This is a genomic window from Microvirga alba (assembly GCF_015694465.1).
Lineage (GTDB): Bacteria > Pseudomonadota > Alphaproteobacteria > Rhizobiales > Beijerinckiaceae > Microvirga > Microvirga alba.
Window position 1 is genome coordinate 25,119 of the sequence record NZ_JADQDO010000010.1, and the last position, 19,950, is coordinate 45,068.

General features: G+C 62.6%; 11 protein-coding genes and 1 pseudogene. 9 read left to right on the top strand and 3 right to left on the bottom strand.

Annotated features, from left to right (window positions below; genetic code table 11):
* Nucleotides 1-849 precede the first annotated feature (849 nt).
* The 9 genes from dpdE to dpdD are packed head-to-tail and all read left to right on the top strand — an operon-like array spanning nt 850 to nt 18,145.
* The gene (gene dpdE, locus I2H38_RS17215; RefSeq protein WP_196273109.1) at nt 850-3,966 is read left to right on the top strand and encodes a protein DpdE; all 3,117 of its coding nucleotides are present in this window, start codon (nt 850-852) and stop codon (nt 3,964-3,966) included.
* Nucleotides 3,963-6,473 carry a protein DpdF gene (gene dpdF, locus I2H38_RS17220; RefSeq protein WP_196273110.1) on the top strand — a complete coding sequence of 837 codons (2,511 nt, stop codon included), beginning with the start codon at nt 3,963-3,965 and terminating at the stop codon, nt 6,471-6,473. Before dpdE ends, dpdF begins: the two co-directional genes overlap by 4 nt.
* Before the next feature lie 14 nt (nt 6,474-6,487).
* Nucleotides 6,488-7,339, top strand: a complete 852-nt coding sequence (dpdG, locus tag I2H38_RS17225) for a protein DpdG (RefSeq protein WP_196273111.1) — start codon at nt 6,488-6,490, stop codon at nt 7,337-7,339.
* A 48-nt stretch (nt 7,340-7,387) separates the two neighbouring features.
* Nucleotides 7,388-8,470: an ATP-binding protein gene (locus I2H38_RS17230; RefSeq protein WP_196273112.1), complete on the top strand. Its 1,083-nt coding sequence runs from the start codon at nt 7,388-7,390 to the stop codon at nt 8,468-8,470.
* Complete coding sequence (locus tag I2H38_RS17235) at nt 8,467-10,326, top strand: hypothetical protein (RefSeq protein WP_196273113.1); 1,860 nt, start codon at nt 8,467-8,469, stop codon at nt 10,324-10,326. The genes I2H38_RS17230 and I2H38_RS17235 overlap by 4 nt, the downstream gene beginning before the upstream one ends.
* Nucleotides 10,313-11,026, top strand: coding sequence for a hypothetical protein (locus tag I2H38_RS17240; RefSeq protein ID WP_196273114.1), 714 nt, complete (start codon nt 10,313-10,315; stop codon nt 11,024-11,026). The genes I2H38_RS17235 and I2H38_RS17240 overlap by 14 nt, the downstream gene beginning before the upstream one ends.
* Complete coding sequence (gene dpdJ, locus I2H38_RS17245; protein WP_196273115.1) at nt 11,023-15,549, top strand: protein DpdJ; 4,527 nt, start codon at nt 11,023-11,025, stop codon at nt 15,547-15,549. Before I2H38_RS17240 ends, dpdJ begins: the two co-directional genes overlap by 4 nt.
* Nucleotides 15,549-16,079 carry a phospholipase D-like domain-containing protein DpdK gene (gene dpdK, locus I2H38_RS17250; protein ID WP_196273116.1) on the top strand — a complete coding sequence of 177 codons (531 nt, stop codon included), beginning with the start codon at nt 15,549-15,551 and terminating at the stop codon, nt 16,077-16,079. The genes dpdJ and dpdK overlap by 1 nt, the downstream gene beginning before the upstream one ends.
* Nucleotides 16,070-18,145, top strand: coding sequence for a protein DpdD (dpdD, locus tag I2H38_RS17255; protein ID WP_196273117.1), 2,076 nt, complete (start codon nt 16,070-16,072; stop codon nt 18,143-18,145). The genes dpdK and dpdD overlap by 10 nt, the downstream gene beginning before the upstream one ends.
* A gap of 406 nt (nt 18,146-18,551) precedes the next feature.
* Here dpdD and I2H38_RS17260 read toward each other — a convergent pair whose 3' ends face one another.
* The 3 genes and pseudogenes from I2H38_RS17260 to I2H38_RS21530 form a co-directional block, all read right to left on the bottom strand.
* The gene (locus I2H38_RS17260) at nt 18,552-18,944 is read right to left on the bottom strand and encodes a VUT family protein (RefSeq protein ID WP_229426767.1); all 393 of its coding nucleotides are present in this window, start codon (nt 18,942-18,944) and stop codon (nt 18,552-18,554) included.
* 167 nt (nt 18,945-19,111) lie between these two features.
* Nucleotides 19,112-19,831, bottom strand: coding sequence for a 7-cyano-7-deazaguanine synthase QueC (queC, locus tag I2H38_RS17265; RefSeq protein ID WP_196273119.1), 720 nt, complete (start codon nt 19,829-19,831; stop codon nt 19,112-19,114).
* A gap of 23 nt (nt 19,832-19,854) precedes the next feature.
* Nucleotides 19,855-19,944, bottom strand: a pseudogene (locus I2H38_RS21530) (7-carboxy-7-deazaguanine synthase); the annotation flags it as partial.
* Nucleotides 19,945-19,950 lie beyond the last annotated feature (6 nt).

The window sequence follows — 19,950 nt, forward strand, 5'->3', positions numbered from 1 at the left end:
GGGATGAGAAGACTTTCAAACAGGAATTTACTCTCTTAAGATGCGCCTTCGTCCTGTATATCCTTGAAGACGGTACGGTCGTACAGACTAAAATCCGGCGCCACAATGAACTGACAATGAACTCCTCTTTGGATTGGAACTCAAAGTCTGGCCTGGCTGCATGGGAGCGCGCACCCAAGGGCGCAAAGAATCTCATAGTGTTCGCAGCGGAAAGACTTTGATAGTCGAGGCAAGTTCATTGCTTACAATATAACAGCTAAGGGACACCATGCTAGAAAATTTTATACTGTGGTACTCGGAATTAAAATTGCTTGATAGACTGGCGATCTCGGCATTCGTCGGACTGGTTTTTACTGTTGCCGTGATGCTGGTGTCAGGAACAACAGTCATATCGATGCGATGATGATATTGGACCAGCAAGAGCGTGCAGTTTGATGAAGCGTAGCTGCCGCCCCGGTTGAGCCATTCGAATCTAGATTTCCCATTACGTTTTGAGCTGTGTAGCCAGCTAATCAGCCAAGCAGGCAGTCCGCTCCAGACTGATGGAGAACAATGCCACGACCTGGACCAATAGGTTTTCGGAAAATTCCCCACGGAATCATCAATTCAAATGGACCAGTTTCCGGCCTGCTAAGCGTAAGATATGGATTCGTGGAGAGCCTCTCTTTCAGACTCCGGAGCGCTCAAAGGATATGAATGCCCTTGCTCTCCTAGTGATTCGAGATTGAGCGCCTGGTTATTGCCGAGCACATCGAACTGGCGGGACTCTTTGGAAGAGACAACGATCCCAATGTGCTCTTGCGCAGGCCGCACCAGCAGGCGATAGTTGCTCCCAAAATGGGGGATGGGGTGGCCGACGCAGAGTATGCGTTCTTGAGAGAAGGATGGTTTGTCGAAGTCGATGACGTCCGAAGACTAGGAAAATTCATCGCACGAGATGGCGCCCGGTTGGATGTCGAGTTCTTCCATTCGGCCTCGAACCGCGAAGTTGTCGGCTTTGAGGCGTCGGTTGTCAGGCGGACCTACTTGGCTCGCGAAACACGGGTTTATTTCAGTCCGTCCGAGAGCGGTCAATGGCTCATGGGGCGGATCCGCGGCTACTTCCTCGAAGACGATGGATCGGTCACGTACGAAGTGCGCTGCCCGAACGGCCATGACAGGGATGTTCCCGAAAGCGCTTTGCGCGCGCGCTGTTTCGCCGTCCTTGGCGACCCCGCTGAGGTATTAGCCATCGGGGCGGGCGAGACGCAGCGCTGGCACGATGCTCGGTGGTCGGCTTTGGAGTCGCTGATTGCGCTGCGCTCAGCTTCGAACGGACTGACGGGCCTCGCATCTGCATCGGTCGAACTCGTGCCACATCAGGTGGAAGCCATACGGCGGGTTCTCTGCGATCCACTGCAGCGATACTTGCTTGCCGACGAAGTGGGCTTGGGCAAGACGATCGAGGCTGCAGCAATCATTCGTCAGGTGCTACTGGACGAACCCGGCAGGCGGGCAGTCGTAGCCGTAACACAGCCCCTGCTGAAGCAGTGGGAGCGTGAACTGCACGACAAATTTGGCATTGAGGTGGGCGGGGAAGTTCGGTTGGTGGCGCACGACGAGTTGTCGAACTGCAAGAGCGCGCCGGATCTTCTGGTGATCGACGAGGCGCACCGAATTGTACCCGGATCGCCGACCTTTGACGCGCTGTCGCGCCTCAGCCAAAAGTGCCGAAGAACACTGCTCCTCTCGGCCACGCCTTTGATCGGGCACGAAGAAGCATTTCTCGCGCTCCTGCGTTGGCTCGACCCGGACCGCTGGAAACCCGAAACGCTGGAGGGCTTCAGGCACCACGTCGCGAAAAGCCAGGAGTACGGAAGGCTCCTCCTAGGCCTCAGAGCGGACGCCAGCACGTTCTTGCTCAGGCAACGGGCCACTGGAGCAAAGCACGCGTTTCCTGACGACGCGACGGTGCAGGAATTGGCCAACGAACTACTTGAAAAGCTCGACATTCCCGACCAACGAAGTCGACTTTGCGGGGAACTCAGAGAGCACATAGCCGATACCTACCGCATCCATCATCGCATTGTAAGGTCGCGGCGGTCTGACCTGGATGGATGGGAATTCCAACCGCGCGGCCCGGCTACCGTGCGCGAGGAAGCCGACGATGATCCGGCGCTCCAGAAAGTGGTTGCTTTGCTTGAGGACTGGCGCGGTGCGGCACTGCTCGCGCTCGATGCCGATCCGGGCCTAGAGGATGTGCTAGCGCGGCGCTTCGCCTTGCTCGTCGAGACTGCTGGACAAGGCGTCGGTGCACTCGCCACGCTACCGCAACTTGAGCCCTTGTTCGCCAGCGAGTCTGAGTTCCTCGTCGCGCTCCGTTCCTGTGCTGAGCCAGACGCCATCGAGAGGCGCGCAGAGCAAATCGCGCTCATCGCTGAGCGGCATCTGAAGTTTCTCCGCCAGTCTATTACATCACCCAAGCTGGTAGTTTTCGCCACCAACGGGTCGTCCGCGGCAGCGATTGCGACCGCATTGCACGCGCGGCTGGCGGCGGAAGCCGTCATTACCTTGGCTCGAGCCAAAGAGGGCGACGATGTGGTCCGCTTCGAGTGTGACCCGCGCGCCCTCGTTGCGATACTCGATGTACGGGGAGAAGAAGGTCTGAATCTCCACTTTGCGGACGCTGTGCTGCACACCGATCTTCCCCTTTCGATCGGCCGACTCGAGCAGCGGATCGGCCGCCTTGATCGCTTTGGGCGATCGAAGGGGCCTCTCAAGCACATCGTCGTCATCCCGGACGGCGACGAGAACACCCCTTGGAGCGTGTGGCTCGATCTTCTTCGGTCAGGCATCGAGATCTTCGACCGCCCCGTCAGCGACCTACAGTTCGTTATCGAGGGCGTCGAGCGAGGCATCCGTCGGCATCTGTTGCGAAGCGGCGCCAATAACCTGGACGGGTACATCTCCTCGCTCAAAGAACTGATGGCGACCGAGCGGCAGCGACTGGACGAACAATACGCGCTCGACCAACTCGCGATGTCCCGAGAACCATCGAGGGCGCTAGTTGCGGCAATGGAAGAGGCCGAGGAGGATGAAAGCGAACTCGCCGATCGGCTTGAACACCTATTAGGCAACCTTCTCAACTTCCGGATTTCGCGCACCAAGGACGAGTTCAGATTGGCCTGGGCGCACAACACCCTGCTGCCCGAACGGCCTTGGCGTTCTGTGTTCGAGGCAGCGCTCAAACGCCCTCTGACCTGGAAGCGCCGGGTGGCGCTGGCCAGACCGGATGTCGGACTGCTGCGCCCGGGCGCGCCACTCGTGGACGCGCTCGAGCGTCTGCTCCTGTGGGACGACCGCGGGAGTGCGTTCGCAACCTGGCGGTTTCACCGGGGTGCCGGTGGGGTCGGAGATGAGGGGCTCTACTTTCGCCTCTGTTGGGTAGTTTCACCGGGCTATTTCGTGAATGCCGACCTTTTGAAAATGGAAGATGTGGAGGGCCTCCGTCGGAGAACTGTTAGCTTCTTGCGCCCGTGGACCCTCGTGCAGCATGTAGGCGCCGACCTCACCGAAGTGCGGGCGCCTGAGATTTTGCAAGCACTGCAAATGCCCTTCCGGCCCGGAGTGAGCGATGGAGGCCGGGATTTCAACCTGGGGAGCAGACCGGATTGGTTGGCGTCTGTGGTCAGCCCTTCTGAGTTCGCCGACCTCTGCTCGCGAATACGCAATTTCGGGCGTCAGGTGCTCGAAGAAAGCGAAGAGTTTGCGGCGCGCTGTAAGGCTGCCGCCCTTGCGGCCAAGCACGACGCCGAGCGCCGACGCGGGCGTCTGGAATCCCGCGCGGCGCGCGGCGACCAGTCCGCGTGCCGCGAGCGCGAGTTGGACTTGGCCGTGGTTCGATCCGTCGAGACGCCAAGTGTGCGTTTAGACTCTGTCGGTGCGTTCATCCTGGCCGGCTATGTTCCGCAGGGAGCGCGCCGTTGAGTCTGCACGGCGTTGAAGCATTTCGCGCGGTTTCGGCGGTCATGGCCGGCCGAGTCGCGCCCGACAGCGTGGTTATCGCCGATGTCGGGCTGGAGAGACTGCGGCGCGCGCTCGCAGATGGAACGGCATCGCCGCTCGACGTCGCGGTGCTCGTGCGTCACGTTCTCCTCGGCGAGGAGCGGCGTCGAGGCGGCGGTCCGAAACCACGATTACCGGCGCCGGCCGGATTGGCGGCGTGCGCGGCTATTGCGGGTTTGCAGGTCGAAGACGGTCAATTGCGTGCGCTGCCCTGGCTTCCCGGGTGGGCCAACCAGGTGGTCCATGACCCTGCCCTCGTTGCAGCCGCAGCCGAACGGGTGCGATTCGGCTCCGAGGACGTTGGTCCGAGCGCCGACCCGTGCATGGAGCGTCTCGGCCGCACCCGCTATCGTTCGGTGGGACAGCGGGCGGCGATTCGCTCCGCCTTGCTCACACCCCCCGGGGCCACCACCGCGATCGATCTGCCGACCGGTGAAGGGAAGAGCCTGGTCTTCCAGGCGATCGACGAAGTCGGTTTCGCGTCAGACTCGCCACTGGCCGCGGCCGAGGGGGTCACGCTTGTCGTTGTCCCAACGGTGGCGCTCGCCTACGATCACGAGAATGCCTGCCGAGAGACCGACGGCGAGCCGTTGGCTTACGTCGGCGGATCCGACGAAGAATGCAGGGCGGAGATCCGCGCCCGTGTCGGAAAAGAAAATCGGGGGTTGGTATTCGCCGCTCCCGAGGCTGCATGCCGCAGCTTGCGCCCTGCACTCATCGACGCCGCCCGGGCCGGACGTCTCAAAGCTATCGTGGTTGACGAAGCCCACCTCGTCGATGCGTGGGGAACCGGGTTCCGGACGGATTTCCAAAGTCTGAGCGGGTTACGTCGCGAACTTCTCGAGGCAGCTCCCCATGACCGGGGGCCGCGGACGATACTGCTCTCCGCGACCCTCACTCCCGAGACGCTAGACACCTTGCGGGTGCTCTTTTCGAATCCGGGCGAGTTCCGCTTGCTATCCGCAGGGCAAGTCAGACCTGAACCCGAGTACTGGACGGCCTCGCCGTCGACGGCCGACGAGCGCACTGCGCGCGTGGTGGAGGCGTTGTGCCGCCTGCCGCGCCCCGCGATCCTGTATGTTACCGAGGTCGCCGAGGCGAAAGCGTGGGGCAAGCGCCTGCTTGATCTCGGCTTCCGTCGTTTGGCGACGTTCCACGGCCAGACGCCCGATGCACTGCGGAAGCGAACGCTTGATCGTTGGCGGGACGGCGACCTCGACCTCGTCGTCGCTACCTCGGCGTTCGGGCTTGGCATCGACTACCCTCACGTCCGAACCGTGGTCCACGCGTGCGTGCCTGAGACGTTCGACCGATTCTACCAGGAAGTGGGAAGGGGTGGGCGCGACGGGTGCGCGTCGGTGTCGATGGTCATCCCGTCGCACCGAGACTTCGAGGTTGCGCGCCGTCTCAATCAAGAGACGGTGATTTCGGTGGAGCGCGGTCTCACCCGATGGAAGGCGATGTTCGAGCACCCTGACGCTACTCATCTCGGGGGGATGATGTTCCGACTGAGGCTCGACGTCGCACCGGGTCATTCGACGGAGGACATCGATCTCGTGGGGGAGCAGAGCCTCCAATGGAACGCCCGCGTGCTCACGCTGCTCGCTAGAGTCGGCATCCTTCGCCTAGTAGGCGCGCAGAACGGCGTCGCCGAAACCGCACGTCCGGAGGACCAGGAGGAGGACCACGCGACCGGCGTGTTCGAAACGGTGGAGATCCTCGAGACCGGCCACCTCCTCGAGGACGTGTGGCGCAGGCGCGTCGAACCGGTGCGCCAGAGCATTTGGGCAGGCCGGCAGCGCAACCTTGGTCTGATGCTCGAGCACCTACGCAGCCGGCGGTGTCCAACCAGCCTATTGGTGGACTTGTACGGTCGAACGTCTCTGGAGCCGATCTGCACCGCATGCGGCCTCTGCCGGTCTGATGCGTCCGTCAAGAAGCCTTCTGTTCTCCGGCGCGAACCCGCTCCCTGCTGGAGTGCGCCGATACTGCGAGGCGCCTTGGGTGCGATGACCTCTGGTGGCGGTGACGTCGTCCTCACCTATCGCAACTCCGACAACGGCTTGGCCGCTCGCCGTCGGTGGGCCAACGCCTTCACCTCTTTCTGGCGCGGCGGGCTGCGGGCTCTGGTTTTGGTTGGGGACCCACCGGATATATTCGAGCGGGCCATGGAAGGGCTGCGCAAAGTGCCCGTGTTCGTCGCCGCATCGAACGGGGCGGTTCCACCGCGCCTGCCGACCGGTCCGCGCGTCGTCTTGGTGGCGCCCGGGCGGACCGTTTTGTTATCGAGTAACGCGCCGGGCTCCGCCACCCGGTTGTTAATTGTCCCTGACAACATGCAAGATATGGAACGGCCGGGAGAGTTCGCCCTCGAGCGATTCTCCGGACTCGTGTTGGATCTGGACAGCTTCTTGGCGAGGCTACATTGATACGAGCAATTACTTTGGTCGGTGCAACTCCGAACCGGCTGTCGGCACTCTACTGCCATCTCGCCGAGGAAGGAGAGGAAGGCCAAGAGCGCACCCGCCTAACTTCTCTCGTCGGCCCCACTAGCCTCGCAAGGAGCGAAGAGGCGGGCGAGGACAATGCGTTCACCGACTGCTTGGCCGTGGGGAGCGATCTTGGCCTTTTCGTCGTCGACGGAGACATCATCCGGCTGATGTCCCCACCGATGGGCGACAAAGGTGACGCGTTTCGGGCAGAGCTTGCCGCTCGACTCGTCGACCACGTCGCGTCGGCCACAACCCCGGAAGGTGCGGTCGCTGGCGCGATCGCCTGGATGCTATGCCAGGATCCTCGTGCGCCGCTGAAGTGGACTGGGTCGGCTTCGGTGATGCTTCGAAAGCAACAGTTTCGGCCGGAAGTCACCGCTGATTTCGGTATGACGAACGACAGCCGGTTTCAGCAGGCGGTCTACTGGGCTCGTGCGCTCGGCTTCGTGACGCGGACCAACCTTGGGGAGGAGTTGGTCATTCCGGATCCCACCTGTGCTATCGAACACCGTCTCGACAAGCTGCTGCCGCATGGGACCGAGAAGCTCCTGTCGTCGTTCCTCGCCGAACTCGCCGACTGCTGTCCGGTGTTCGAGGGCGGGAGCGTTCGGACACAGGTCGAAGATCTGTTGCGTCCCGAACTGCGGCGTGAGTCGGGCAACGTGTCTGCCTCGACTACGCTAGCGCTCCACCGGCTCAAGCAACGCGGTGTCATTGACCTGCGGCGCCTCGACGATGGCCGTGTGCTCTTCGTCGAAGGTTTGCTCGACGACGGCCGCGTATCTCATATCCGCCGGGGCTAAGGGTTCGACATGAAGGAACTTTGCTGGAAGCCAGAGCGCGTTCACGATGTGATCAACATCGACGCCGACTTCGTACCCGACTCCGTGTTCTGGGCCGTGGACAACGAGGCGCCCTTGACATTCAAGGAGGGCGAGGGGGAGGCAGCTCGGAGCGTCTCCACCAATGAACTCGTCGAGCGCTTGCTCGACCCAACCCGAGGCCACTATCAGTTGGCTGTGCTCGGACCGGCGGGCACGGGCAAGTCGCACCTCATCCACCGCATCCGTCAGCGCGTTCAGGGGCGGCCCGGGTTTGAGATCCTGGCAGTGCGCCGCCTCGAGACGAACCTTCGCGCCATCCTCGAAAAGCTGATCGACCGACTGCCTGCGGACCGGCGCGATCGCTACCACACCGAACTTAAGAAGGCCGGGCCCGCGCTGTCGACGCCCGAGGTTCAAAGGGGAACGCTGCTCGACAGCCTGGCGCAAGCGATCGAAGAGGACGTCCGGCGACCTGACTCGGGCATCGATCCTGAACTCGAGGACGCGCTCCTGGCCGCTCTGCCCAATATGTTCCGCGACCCGTACCTCCGGAAGGAGAAATTCCTGAAGCTAGGCGAGGTAGTTCCGGAGCTGGTGGATCGCCTCTTCTCCAGTCGCGAGGGGAAGCGCCTCGAGGAGCGGGTGCTGTTCGAGCGCTCCAACCTGCCGCTGGACGGCATCGCGCTGCTCAACTGCTCGATGCAGGCCCGTGAGGCGATCGAAATCTTCCTCTACGACTCCGATCGTTACATCCCGGCAACCCTGGACGTTATCAATCGTAGCCTGGACAGGGCCATCGCGCGTGCACTCAACTTCAGTGGAGACCAGCTCGGCAACCTGATGGGCGAGATCCGGTCTTACCTGAAGACGCGGGACAAGGAACTCGTCATCCTGTTCGAGGAGTTCGCTCGTCTCCAGGGTTATGACGCGTCGATGCTGGCTGCTCTGCTCGTCCAGGGCGGCGACACCCTCTGCAACGTGCGATGGGCACTCGCATGCACCACGGGCCGTTTCCGCGAACTTCCCGACACCGTGCGCACCCGCATGGACGGCATCATCGACATGGAAGGAGCTCCGCCCAAGTCAAGGCCTTCGCGGGGCGTTACTTGAACGCGGCGCGCATCGGCCGCGAGCGCCTGGAGCAGGCGTTCGTCGACACCGGGGAGGCGGGTGTACCCAACGCATGCGGCACATGCCCTGCGCGGGGACCCTGCGCTGACGCATTCGGGGCCACCGAAGAGGGATACTCCTTATATCCGTTCACCGAGAGCGCCCTGAACACCATGGCGCTGCGGACGAATCCCGAGGCGGCCACCCGCTTCAACCCGCGCACATTCCAGAAGTACGTCCTTCGTCCAGTGCTCGTCGACGAGGCATCAGCACTCGCGGCCGGCGAGTTCCCTACGGCAGCGCTCTTGAACCGCATGGGCGGCTCCAACTTCCGCCCTGACGAGCGGGCGCGACTGATGGATAAGGCTGGGCCTCGCTTCGATCGATACCTATCGCTGTTCCAGCTCTGGTCGGACGGTCGGCTCGAGAATCCCCCCGAAGGCGTGATGCCTGCCTTCGGACTTGAGCCGCTCGCCGGCCTCGATGTGCGCCCCCCGCCGCCACCTCCGGGGCCCGATCCCTTGCCGCCGCAACCCACCCCTAGAGACCCGGTGTCGGTTCAACTCGCAGTGTGGGTTGAGGGAGGGGACATGGATCAGTCGCTTGCCCAGAGGCTCCGGCAGGCGCTCTTTCCGATTATCGAGCGCGCCATCGATTGGGATACTCTGGGTCTGGTCCCGACGTCGTTCGCCGGTGCCACGGCCACCACGGCGCGCCCTTTCCGCAACGCCAGCATCGCTTTCGCTCGGCAGGTGACTACGGGCGGTGCAGTACCGCCTATCCGTCTCGAATTGCCGTTCCAACAAGACGATCAGGGCTTCACTAAGGCGGCATTTGCGCTTGAGACCCTCCTGAAGATCGAGAAATCGGGTTGGAGTGCGGGAGGCGGCATTGCTGGGCTCGCAGCACTTTCGGAACTCGTGGAGGTTTGCGCCGCGGACGTCGTACGACAAGTGCAGGGACTGCGGGGGAATACCAAGAAGTGGGACCCCATCGCCGGCGTAGTCGAGTTGCTGCTCGTCGGATCCGCGCTCGGTGGGGCGCTCATCCCCACCCAGGCTCAGACCGACGAGGGATTGTTGGAGTCACTGTTTAAGGACGTTCCCCAAGAGAGTCCGTCGACAACGACCGAGTTGAGGAGCGTCTACGCCTCACTTCGCCAGAAGCGCAGTGCACTCCAAGACCTGCTGCGCGCCCACATCTCGGTCACAAAGGGGGGCCGGGCGGGACGGTTCATCAACCCAGTGGTCCCGCTGGCAGCCGCTCGCCTTCTTCGACGCCGGAATTGGAAGCTCGATCGCCACCCGGAAGCGCTGCCCGATCCTTACAAGGTCGTCGGCGACCTCTACGAGGCCGTGCAGGGCAAGCTGCACGCTGCCTTGCTAATGGAGCGCGACGAGCGGACCCGCTGGTTGGACGAGGTCGAACAGGGCCTCGGCTTCGAACCCACTCGGCAAAGCGTCCTCGAAGGCGTTCGACGCGCCCTAGATGCGGCAGCGCTCGGTGGATTGCCGGGCCCCCGCGCACCCCTCGAAGCGGCCCGCGACGAGTTCGCGAACGTGCACTTTGTCGCCGCATTGGAGGCGGCACGCCGCATCCGTGACGCCGACCCTCCTGAAGGCGAGTTGCCCAGCTTCGCCAGAGCGCATCGCAATGCGATCGAGGCGACTCAGAACCTCATTCGACGCTGGGCCGACTTTTTGGCAATGGCCGAAGCCGAGGTCCGGGCGCGCCGCGCGGATAGCGCAAGCGTTGAAGTGGAACGGGAAACGACGAGGCTGAACGCAGTCCTTGGAGCACTGGTCCAGGACCTTTCTGAACTCGAGCCAGGAGGGACCTCCCGTGACGCTGCTTGAGCGCTCTGAGCAACTCTCGGTGGAGGTCGGTGAGATCAACGCCCTCGGTGCCATCGCCCACCAGGCGGAGGCGATCCGCTCTCGCGCGACGCAGTTCGAGAATGTCCTCGCAGAGCTCAGGTTATGCGCGGGAAGCGCGCGGCAACTGCGTGATCGTGGGATAGAAATTGAGGCCGAGGTCCAAGCCGTGGCCGGCGTCCGGCACTTCCTGAGCCAATTGCTCGATGCGGTCACCGCCGATCCAGCCGCAATTTTAGGGGCGAAGGACATTCAGCCGAAGATGTTGGTGCCCCTGGGAAAGATCGCCTCAAGCCTCCAGGAGGCCGCCAATCAAGCCTGGGGCAGATACGTCCGGCAGCGGTTGCCAGCGGTGAGCAGCGACTTGCTCGACGCATTGAACCGCGTGCCTGCCCTCCGGCCGAAGGTCGAACACTTCCGCGGGCTGAGGGATCGGGCCTTGGCGAGCGCCGCGCGCACACCTTCAAAGGCCGCCGAATTCGATGTCATGGAAGTCCTCACTACGCAATGCAACGAGGCTTGGCGTGATCTCGACGCCAGGGACATACCGCAAGATGTGCTTGTCCTGTTCCGCGAAGCAGCTACCCCGCGTGGCGCGGGTCTATCGAAACTCACGCCAAGCGTGCTCACCTGGCTGGAGGAGCACAGACTCGCGGAAGCGTTCGGGATACGCATCAGATGACAATTGAAAGCGCACATGATGCCGTCCTCAACGCCGTTGAGGACGTCGAACTCTTGTCCCTCAGGTGGGGTGACGTCGACGGTTCGCTGAGCCGTGAAGAGTTGATCGCCATCGCTGGGCGGGTCGCCGATGGGCGAAAGGCCGAGGCGATAATCGAGGACCTTATTGAGGCCGTGCTGCTCTACGCCTTCGAGGTCCCCGGGTGCGGCGAGCGGTACCGCTCGAGGTTCGCTGAAACGATGCGCCTGTTGGTCCGGACGCGGCAGATCTTTCGGAACGAGGCCTGGCGGGGCGCGCCCCCCCTCGTGGCAGACTTCCGCATCGACCTCCGCCCGCGGCGATATCCCAAACGCGACCGGGACTCCGCAGCCGTTGCTGCCGCACAGGTAGGGCTCACCCCGACGCAGCGTGAGGTCTGGCGGGCCATAGTCCCCTCGCAGATCGCGCGCTTCCAAGAAGAAGCTGTTGGTCGCCTCCTCGCCTCCCTTGAGCAAGACGAAGGCGTGATCGTTACCGCGGGAACTGGATCGGGAAAGACGCTGGCCTTTTATCTGCCAGTGCTAGTGAGATTGGCCGAACTGGCGAAACCAGGCGAGTTTTGGACCAAGGCAATCACCATCTACCCGCGTAACGAACTCCTGAAGGACCAACTAACCGAAGCTTATCGGAATGTCCGCCGGGCGAAGCCGGCTCTGAACAGACCAGGGCGCCGGCCGCTGCGAGTCGGCGCCTATTTCGGCGACACGCCGATGAAGGCGGCGGTCGACAAGCTTCCAAAATCTTGGAGGCAGGAGCCTTCGACCGGGACGCCAAGGGCCTTCGTGTGCCCCTTCATCCGGTGCGATTGTGACGGCGAGATGCACTGGTTGGTGCAGGACATCCAGCGAGGACGCGAGCGGCTCGTCTGCTCGAGCCAATGTGGTGCCACTTTCGACGAGCAGAGCCTCCCCCTCACGCGCGACAGCATTCGTGACAACCCACCGGACATCCTCTTCACGACGACCGAGATGCTCAACCGAACGCTGTCGGACCAACGAGGCCGACACTTGTTCGGGGTGAGGGCCTCCTCCACGCGGCGACCGGAATTCCTACTCCTGGACGAAGCTCACACATACAGCGGCGTGTCGGGCGCCCAGGCCGCCCTGACGCTGCGCCGGTGGCGCTCGCTCGTCGGGGGGCCGGTTCGTTGGGTCGGCCTCTCCGCCACACTTGAGCAAGCGCAGAACTTCTTCGCCGACTTGACCGGCCTTCCGGCGCATCGGGTCAATGAGGTGACGCCAGCCGAAGACGACATGACCTACGAGGGGCGGGAGTACCAGATCGCGCTCCGGGGAGATCCCGCATCGCGGGCAGCGCTTCTCTCCACCTCTATTCAGGCATCCATGCTCCTCGCGCGGGTGCTGGACCCGCCCGATGGGCTGTCGGACGGACGTTTCGGCAGGAAGCTTTTCGTATTCACCGACGACCTCGATGTCACCCACCGCTTGTTCGACAACCTTCGGGATGCGGAAGGATACAACGCCTTCGGACGGTTCGATCCAACAGAAGGAACGCTTGCCGCCCTTCGCGACGGCGAACGACAGGACGGCGATCCGCGCGCGCGCGACAGCGCCGGTCAATGCTGGCGCCTGCCCGAAGATATCGGCCACCCACTCGCCGAACCGCTCGTCGTCGCGAGAACGACGGGGCGCGATCCTGGGGTGAATCGCGAAGCAAACGTGATCGTCGCCACATCGGCGCTCGAGGTCGGCTTCAACGACCCCGCCGTCGGCGCCGTGCTGCAGCACAAGGCGCCGCGGAGCTTCGCATCCTTCCTCCAGCGCCGCGGCCGCGCGGGGCGCGATCGACGCATGCGGCCGCTGACCGTGACAGTCCTTTCGGACTATGGCCGCGATCGCCAACTCTTCCAGGCATTCGAGCATCTGTTCGATCCGTTGCTTACGACGCAGTCGCTTCCAATCCAGAACCAGTACGTGCTGCGAATGCAGGCTGCGTTCGCTCTGCTCGACTGGATCGCAGATCGTCCTAGACCAAACGGTGTGTGGCAGGGATACGTATGGAGGACTGCGTCGGTCCCCTCGGATCTCAGGTATGACGACAGCAAGTGGCGCAAGCACTTGCAGGAGCAAGTGGCGTCGCTCGTTCGTGGAGACGAAGAGGCTCTTGCGAGCTTCCGTGCCCACCTGAAATCCGCCTTGAACGTGGACGAGCAGACCGTCGAACGCTTGCTTTGGGAACCGCCCCGCTCGATCCTGATGGAGGTCGCCCCGACGTTGCTGCGGCGGATCTATCGCGACTGGCAACTCGCCTGGCCCTCGGAAGGGCGGACACATGATCGATATGTCTTCGATCATCCGCTGCCCGAAGCCGCGCCAAGGACGCTCTTCTCGGATCTGAATCTCCCCGAGGTGGAAGCCGTGTTACCGGCGGCCACTCGTCGAGACCAAGAGACTCGCGAGAGCCTGCCGATCCAGCAGGCGCTCGCCCAGCTAGCCCCCGGGCGCGTTACCCGGCGCTTCGGCGACGCGTACGGCGGACTCGCGCATTGGTTCCCAGTTCCCACCGGCGTGACCGAGTATGTCCTGCCCATCAGCGCCTACGCTGAGAGCCACGAGTACGTCGGGCAGTTCGAGGGTGGCGCGGAGGCGGGCTGGGTGAACTTGCCTGTCTATCGTCCGTGGCGGGTGAGGCTCGAGAAGGCCAACCCAGGGACCATCGGCCCCACATCGAATGCATCCCTGCAGTGGGCCAGCGGCTTTGCCGAGCACGGCGAACCGGTGTCGATCCAACCGCCAGCGCGAACCGCTTGGCGCGGCCTCGTGCGCGACCTGCGGCTGTTTCTGCACCAGTTTCGCGCGAGCGTGAGCGTCCGGCGTTTTGCAACAGGCGCGCGGGCGCAGCTCAAACGAGCGCGCGGTGTCGAGCAGATCGTGGACGTGACCTTTGTGGGCGTGTCTGGCGACCCTGCCGCCGTCGGATACGAGTTCGAAACCGACGGACTCGCCCTCAGGGTGAGCTTTAAGCCCGAGCATGAGTTGGCGGACCTCGCGTTCGAGCCTGGGCTACAGCGAGCACTACGTGCGCTGTTCTACAAGCGTCTCGTCGAAGATCATGCCGATTTGCCTCGTGACATGAATGTCTTCCAGCGCTCGTGGGTGCGCCAGATTTTCCTCCTGAGTGCCGTCAGGCTCGCCACGGCATCCGGGCAGAGCCTCGAGGACTCGGCCGATGCGCTCACCGCCGGATTACATGCTGCCCAGTTCGAAGAGGTTATGGATGCGCTGCTGGGGGTTCATCATCTGCAAGCAGATCGCGAGGGCGACGGCGACTCCGATGGGCAAGACGGCGACCATCAAAACGGGAACCTGCGGAATCGCCTCGAGCGGCTGAAGGCCGCGCTTCGGGCACGCCTCGCGGATCCCGCCGTGCGAGCCTGCCTTTCAGCGTCATTGAAGACTTCTCTTTCGAACCAGGGGAGCGAGCGCGGAACGTTCTTGCGCCGGACTCTGGAAGCGACGCTTGCGGACGCCCTGATTGCGGCGGCAACCGCCAGCGCGCCTCGCCACATGGCAACCGAGGCTTTGGTTGCTGATATTTCGCGCCATCCCAATGCTCTCGACGAGGCGACGCTGTGGATTACGGAGTCGACCGTGGGCGGCGCAGGCGTCCTCCAAGCCCTGTCGGAGCAGTACGCGCGCGAACCGCGCTCGCTGTTCCGGGCGCTGGAAGCCGCGCTCGAGCCCAGCGACCTGGAGTCCGCATCAGCGGCGCTGCGCCAAACCTACGAGTTGATGCTGTCAGACGCCGAAGTTGCCCGCAGCGTGGAAGCGGTGAGGGATGAGGTCAGCCACGAAAGCCGAGCACGCAAGCGCGAGGCACTGCTGGACCTCCTGGACGCGCGCGGAGTCGAGGTCACCCGGACATTCGTGGTCTCGCTCAACGCTCGAGTATTCGCCCCCGGTGCTGGGCGAGTGCATGACGACACGGTCAGGGCATTGCTCGGGCTGTGGGAGGCGACCGAAGCGTCGCTGGGCATTGAATTGGACATACGGGAGGTTGCGGTGCTCTCTGCGTTCGAGGATGACATCGCGCGGCTCGGCGTGGCCGCTGGTCTTTTTGAGCTATCGGCTGGCCGGAACGATCGCACGGCGGTGCTAGCAGGGTTGCTATGGCCGAACGCCGATTCTCTTCGCCGTGATGCGCTCGCAGGCTGGAGCCCGTTTAGAAAGCCTATGATGCCGGTCCCCCAACTCGCCCGAGCCGTCCTGCTGGACCAACACGGCGCCGCGATCGCGGTGGAGCAAGCCGACTGGAAGGAAGTATTCAGTCGCGAACTATCCGAGAGCGGCGCAGCCCGACTCTATGCTCCTCTTATGAAGCGCAATCTCTTAAGGAGCGCTATCGTCGAGCTACAGGCAACTCCGGTCCACGTCGGCCATCTCCAACTTTACCCGGTTCTTGAGCGCGTTTCGAAAGAAGCCGAACGGCTGACGGCTCACGTCGTGCTTAGGGAGCAAGTTTGATGACCTTGAGCCGCGACCTCTCGGTCCCCTGGCAGAGTCGCCCGATGCAGGACGTCCTGCAGTCGCTGTTTTTGGCCGAACTGGTAAGCCCCGGCTCCCAACTGTGGCTGCTGTCGGCATGGGTCAGCGACATCGAGGTGGTGGACAATCGCGCTCGAGCGTTCGCCGGCGTCCGCCCCGACTGGCCGTCGGCTAAGATCCGATTGTCCGGAGTGATTGAGGCGCTTGTTACCCGCGGCGCGCGTGTGGCCATCGTGATGCGGGACGTGGACCACAATAACCCGTTTCTAAAGCGGTTAGAGGAGATCCAGCGCTCCGCGCGCGGACACCTCGGGATCGCGCTTGGCGAGGCCGCTCACGAAAAGACTATCGTCGGTGATGATTACGTGTTCGGCGGTTCCATGAACCTGACGCACTATGGTCTCACGTCGAATGACGAGCACATGCTCTTGCGAGTCGATCCGGCCGCAGCCGCCCGCCGCCGCCTTGCGATCGACCAACGGTGGAAAGGGGCTCTCAGATGGCAGTAGCTCTGGATACCTCGACACTCGCGCGCCTGGCGCGGTGGGCGGAGCTGAACTCAGCGGCGCTGAAGCTCGCCCACACGCTCGAGGACGAGCGTTTTCCAGGTGCGATCGTGCCAGCTGTGCGTGCCGATGGGACGGTGGCGTTCTACGCACTCGCTGATAGCGCCGCGGCCTGGCGCCGGCTTCAGCCGCTGCTGGTCGCGTTCGCCGGTGCGACCTTCACCGACTTCGAGGGAGTTCCCAGCGGTCTCGATACAAACGATCCCCTTGAGCGATTTATTTCCGATGCCTACCTTCATGCGGTGGCGTTGCTGAGGCCCGGGAACTTTCGCCGTGCGACGGGGGTAGTGAAGGCACTCCTGTCCTTGCAAGACGCGATTTCGCGTGCGCCGGACCTCGTTACGGCGCGGCCCGAACCTACGTCCGTTTTGCTGGCGCGCTTGCAGGATGCCCTCAATGCAGGCGACTTGGATGCGGCGTGGGCGGTAAATGGCACGCTCCGCGACGAACTTCGGCTCGACGCGCAGAACCTTCTGCAACTCGAGTTCCAAATCCGTGCAGCATCTGGCGACTGGAGCGGGATCCACACTCACCCCGATTTCGAGCTTCTGTGTGCGAGCGGGCCTTCACCAGCGACTGCGGAACTGCTGCTGGAAGCGCTATACTGGACTCACTTCGCTAGCCGCACGGCTGAAGGCGGCGAAGCGCTGGACGAGGGCGTGGAGTCACTTGGCCGCTCGTTGCTTAAATTCGTCGGACGAACCCCGTCGCCATCCGTCGAGAAGATGATGGTCTTACTGGCGCCCTACGACGCGCCAGAGAAGGTGGATGCCGATGACGTCGCCCAAGCCTCTAAAGGGCGAGAAGAGGCCGGGAGCCGTTCGACAGACCGCAGCGGCCACTTGGACGCCTTAGCTCGCGCCCGAACGGCGCTGTTCGCCGTCGCAGCCGGCGAAGGAAACGTGAACATACAGATTGATGCGGAGGCCGTGACCGCTATTGGGCTGTTAAGCGAGGCCAAAAGGCAAGAACTGATGTCTCGGCCTATATTTCGAGCCGTGTGGTCCGAGATCGAAGGACGCCTCGGGCCGAAGCGTCCACCAGAGGATTGGCTGGGCTGGTTGAGCCGCCTCGATGATCTAGATTTCGACGCGGCATCCTACGCCCGCCGGGCTGCCTCTGAGTGGCGCCTGCTGAATCTCGATATTGACCCCTATATGTTCACGACCCTCGCACGAAATATCGACGAGGTCCCTGACGGGTTGGCTGGCGATCGCCTCAATCAGTCGCTCCCTTATCTTGTCGAGTGGGCAGCAGCTGATCCATGGTGGCCTCGGACGGGTCTCTGCCCGGTATATCTGTCGCTGCTGATGCGGATCGCACTCAGCACTCGCCGTGGGGAAACGACGATCAAGTCCGCAGTCGTTCTCCTGGAGAGCGCTCTACGCTGTGGGGTGAGTCCCGCGGAGTACCGCGACGCGATGGAGGCTGTTGCGGTGATCGCGGCGGAAGCGCTCAACCGGAATACCGCCTACGACGTGTTCGAGTTGGCCGATGTCGCCAATAGCTTCACGCCGGTAGACGCGGCCGCTCTTACCGACGCGACAGCCGCCGTGGTAACGGCCGCCCTCGGCCTCATGGATAGGCTGAGTGCCGGCCAGCAGTTGGCGTGCTCGCGACTCGCCTCGCTGATTGGTTGGAAACCGGATGCTCCCGCCGTCGCTCCAAAGGCTACCGCACCGATTGCCGAAAAGCTCTCCAATCTAACAATCGGTGTCTACACATTGACCGAAACTGCGGGTCGTAACGCTCAATCGGTACTCGCATCCATCGAACCCGACATCAAGGTTGAACTCAACCACGACCATGACGCAACTGCGGCGCTGGCCGCTCTGGTCGCTCGCGCCGACCTCTTCGTTATTGCGTGGGCTTCCGCCAAGCATGCCGCTACGAACTTCATCAAAGCACGGCGAGGCTCGAAGCCGTTAGTGTATGCGCCCGGAAAGGGGGCGAGCAGTCTCATTCGAGCCATCGAAGACTATGTGTTGAACCCGAATCCGCTACCCTGAAGGCGTCCATTTCTCACCTCTCTTCCCGGTCCTTACATCGGATCCTGAGCCGGTCAGGTAACCTGCCCGATGAAACACCTCTTGCAATTGTTTGCACTGGTGATCGCGCTGGAGGCGGGTAGCAGCCTCGGGCTCATGCGGCACACCCACGCTCCACCAGCGATGCACGACGGACGAAATTTTTCCGGTCGAGACACTCTGGCACGTGCTGCGCAGCGAGCACGCGAGGCGGTCAACCCTCTCCCGAACATCAGTTCTGTCTGGGCGGCTCCCCTCGGCGGATTTTGAAGTTACCGGGGCATCATCATCCTGGAAACCGAAGGCAGAACAGAAAGTGGGCTGAAGAGCCGTGTCAGTTAGGTGGCCTGCAGATGGAACTTGTCTCGGCCGACTACTAAATGGAGACTCAAGCAGGCTGAAGGCCAATTCGGGCGTCCCGCTCGCGGAGCAGCCAAATCACCGGCAAAGCGAGAAGCACCATCCAACTCTTGCCGAGAACCTGACCGATCAAGAAAGACAGGTTGCCGAAGGCTAGCCACAGGAACAGGATACTGTCGACCACAAGGCCCATTGCACTGCTAGCGACCACCGCCAACACCAGGCCCCGGCGCTGCAGTGGCGTATATACGGCAAAGTCCGCGAACTCTGAGACCAAGAACGCAAGGCCGGAGGCGACGACGAGGGCTGGCGGAGCCAGCAGCGCCGAAAGTACTGCACCGACTAACACTGCTCCCAAGGCCCACGCCTTCCCAAGCCGGCGCTGCACGAGGTCCCTCAGCACCAAAGCAAGTCCGACCATCAGAACGCCGCTTGGTGCCAAAATTCCTGGGGCGACCGGCAACAGGCACGGACTATTCGGAGGACACACCGTCCCGACGTGGCCAATGAACCAATTCGCTGCCGGAATGCACGCAGCGAATGCCAACAAAAACGCATAGCCTTCAACTCTTTGCCGAGTTTCCAAATTCATCGGGACACTCCTTCATGGGAAGATGCTGCGCTCCATTGCTCGTAACCTGCTGCGCGCAATTCACAGGCTGGACATTCACCACATCCGTAACCCCAGTCATGCAGGTTGCCCCGTTCACCGCGGTAACAAGTGTGTGTCTCGGTTCGCACGATTTCGACCAAAGCGTCGCCCCCGAGTTCTCGTGCGAGATCCCAGGTCTCGGCCTTGTTAATCCACATGAGAGGCGTATTCAGGACGAAGCGGCGATCCATCCCGAGGTTGAGCGTCAACTGCATCGCTTTGATGGTGTCATCCCGACAATCGGGATAGCCGGAGTAATCCGTTTCGCACATGCCGCAGACAATGTGCTTCAAGCCACGGCGATATGCGAGGGCTGCCGCGAATGTGAGAAAAATAAGGTTCCGCCCTGGCACAAAGGTATTGGGCAGGCCATCATTCCCCATGGCGATCTCAACATCTCGGGTCAGGCTCGTGTTTGAGATCTCGTTGAGAGCATCAATCCGAATCGTGTGGTCGTCACCGAGTCGCCTTGCCCATTGGGGAAACTCACGGGCGAGGCACTGGCGGATTGTTTCGCGGCACTCAAGTTCGACAATGTGCCGCTGACCGTAATCGAAACCTACTGTCTCGACAGACTCGAACCTATCCAGGGCCCAGGCTAAGCACGTCGTCGAGTCTTGCCCGCCCGAAAACAAGACGAGAGCGCCGTTTGTCATAGCCGGTTCTCCGCTTTGGATGGGCCGAAAAAGCTGCACTCGCTGCGCGCTCTACCAGCCTGTGCGCCCTCGCCCTGTGACCTCTTGAAGATCTCTTTGACGCTGTAAGCCATCGATTG

What these genes read in the sequence shown, in the direction of transcription:
- dpdK (WP_196273116.1), top strand. Translation starts at nt 15,549, where the DNA reads ATGACCTTGAGCCGCGACCTCTCGGTCCCCTGGCAGAGTCGCCCGATG.
- queC (WP_196273119.1), bottom strand. Translation starts at nt 19,831, where the DNA reads ATGACAAACGGCGCTCTCGTCTTGTTTTCGGGCGGGCAAGACTCGACG.
- I2H38_RS17260 (WP_229426767.1), bottom strand. Translation starts at nt 18,944, where the DNA reads ATGGTCGGACTTGCTTTGGTGCTGAGGGACCTCGTGCAGCGCCGGCTT.
- dpdD (WP_196273117.1), top strand. Translation starts at nt 16,070, where the DNA reads ATGGCAGTAGCTCTGGATACCTCGACACTCGCGCGCCTGGCGCGGTGG.
- dpdJ (WP_196273115.1), top strand. Translation starts at nt 11,023, where the DNA reads ATGACAATTGAAAGCGCACATGATGCCGTCCTCAACGCCGTTGAGGAC.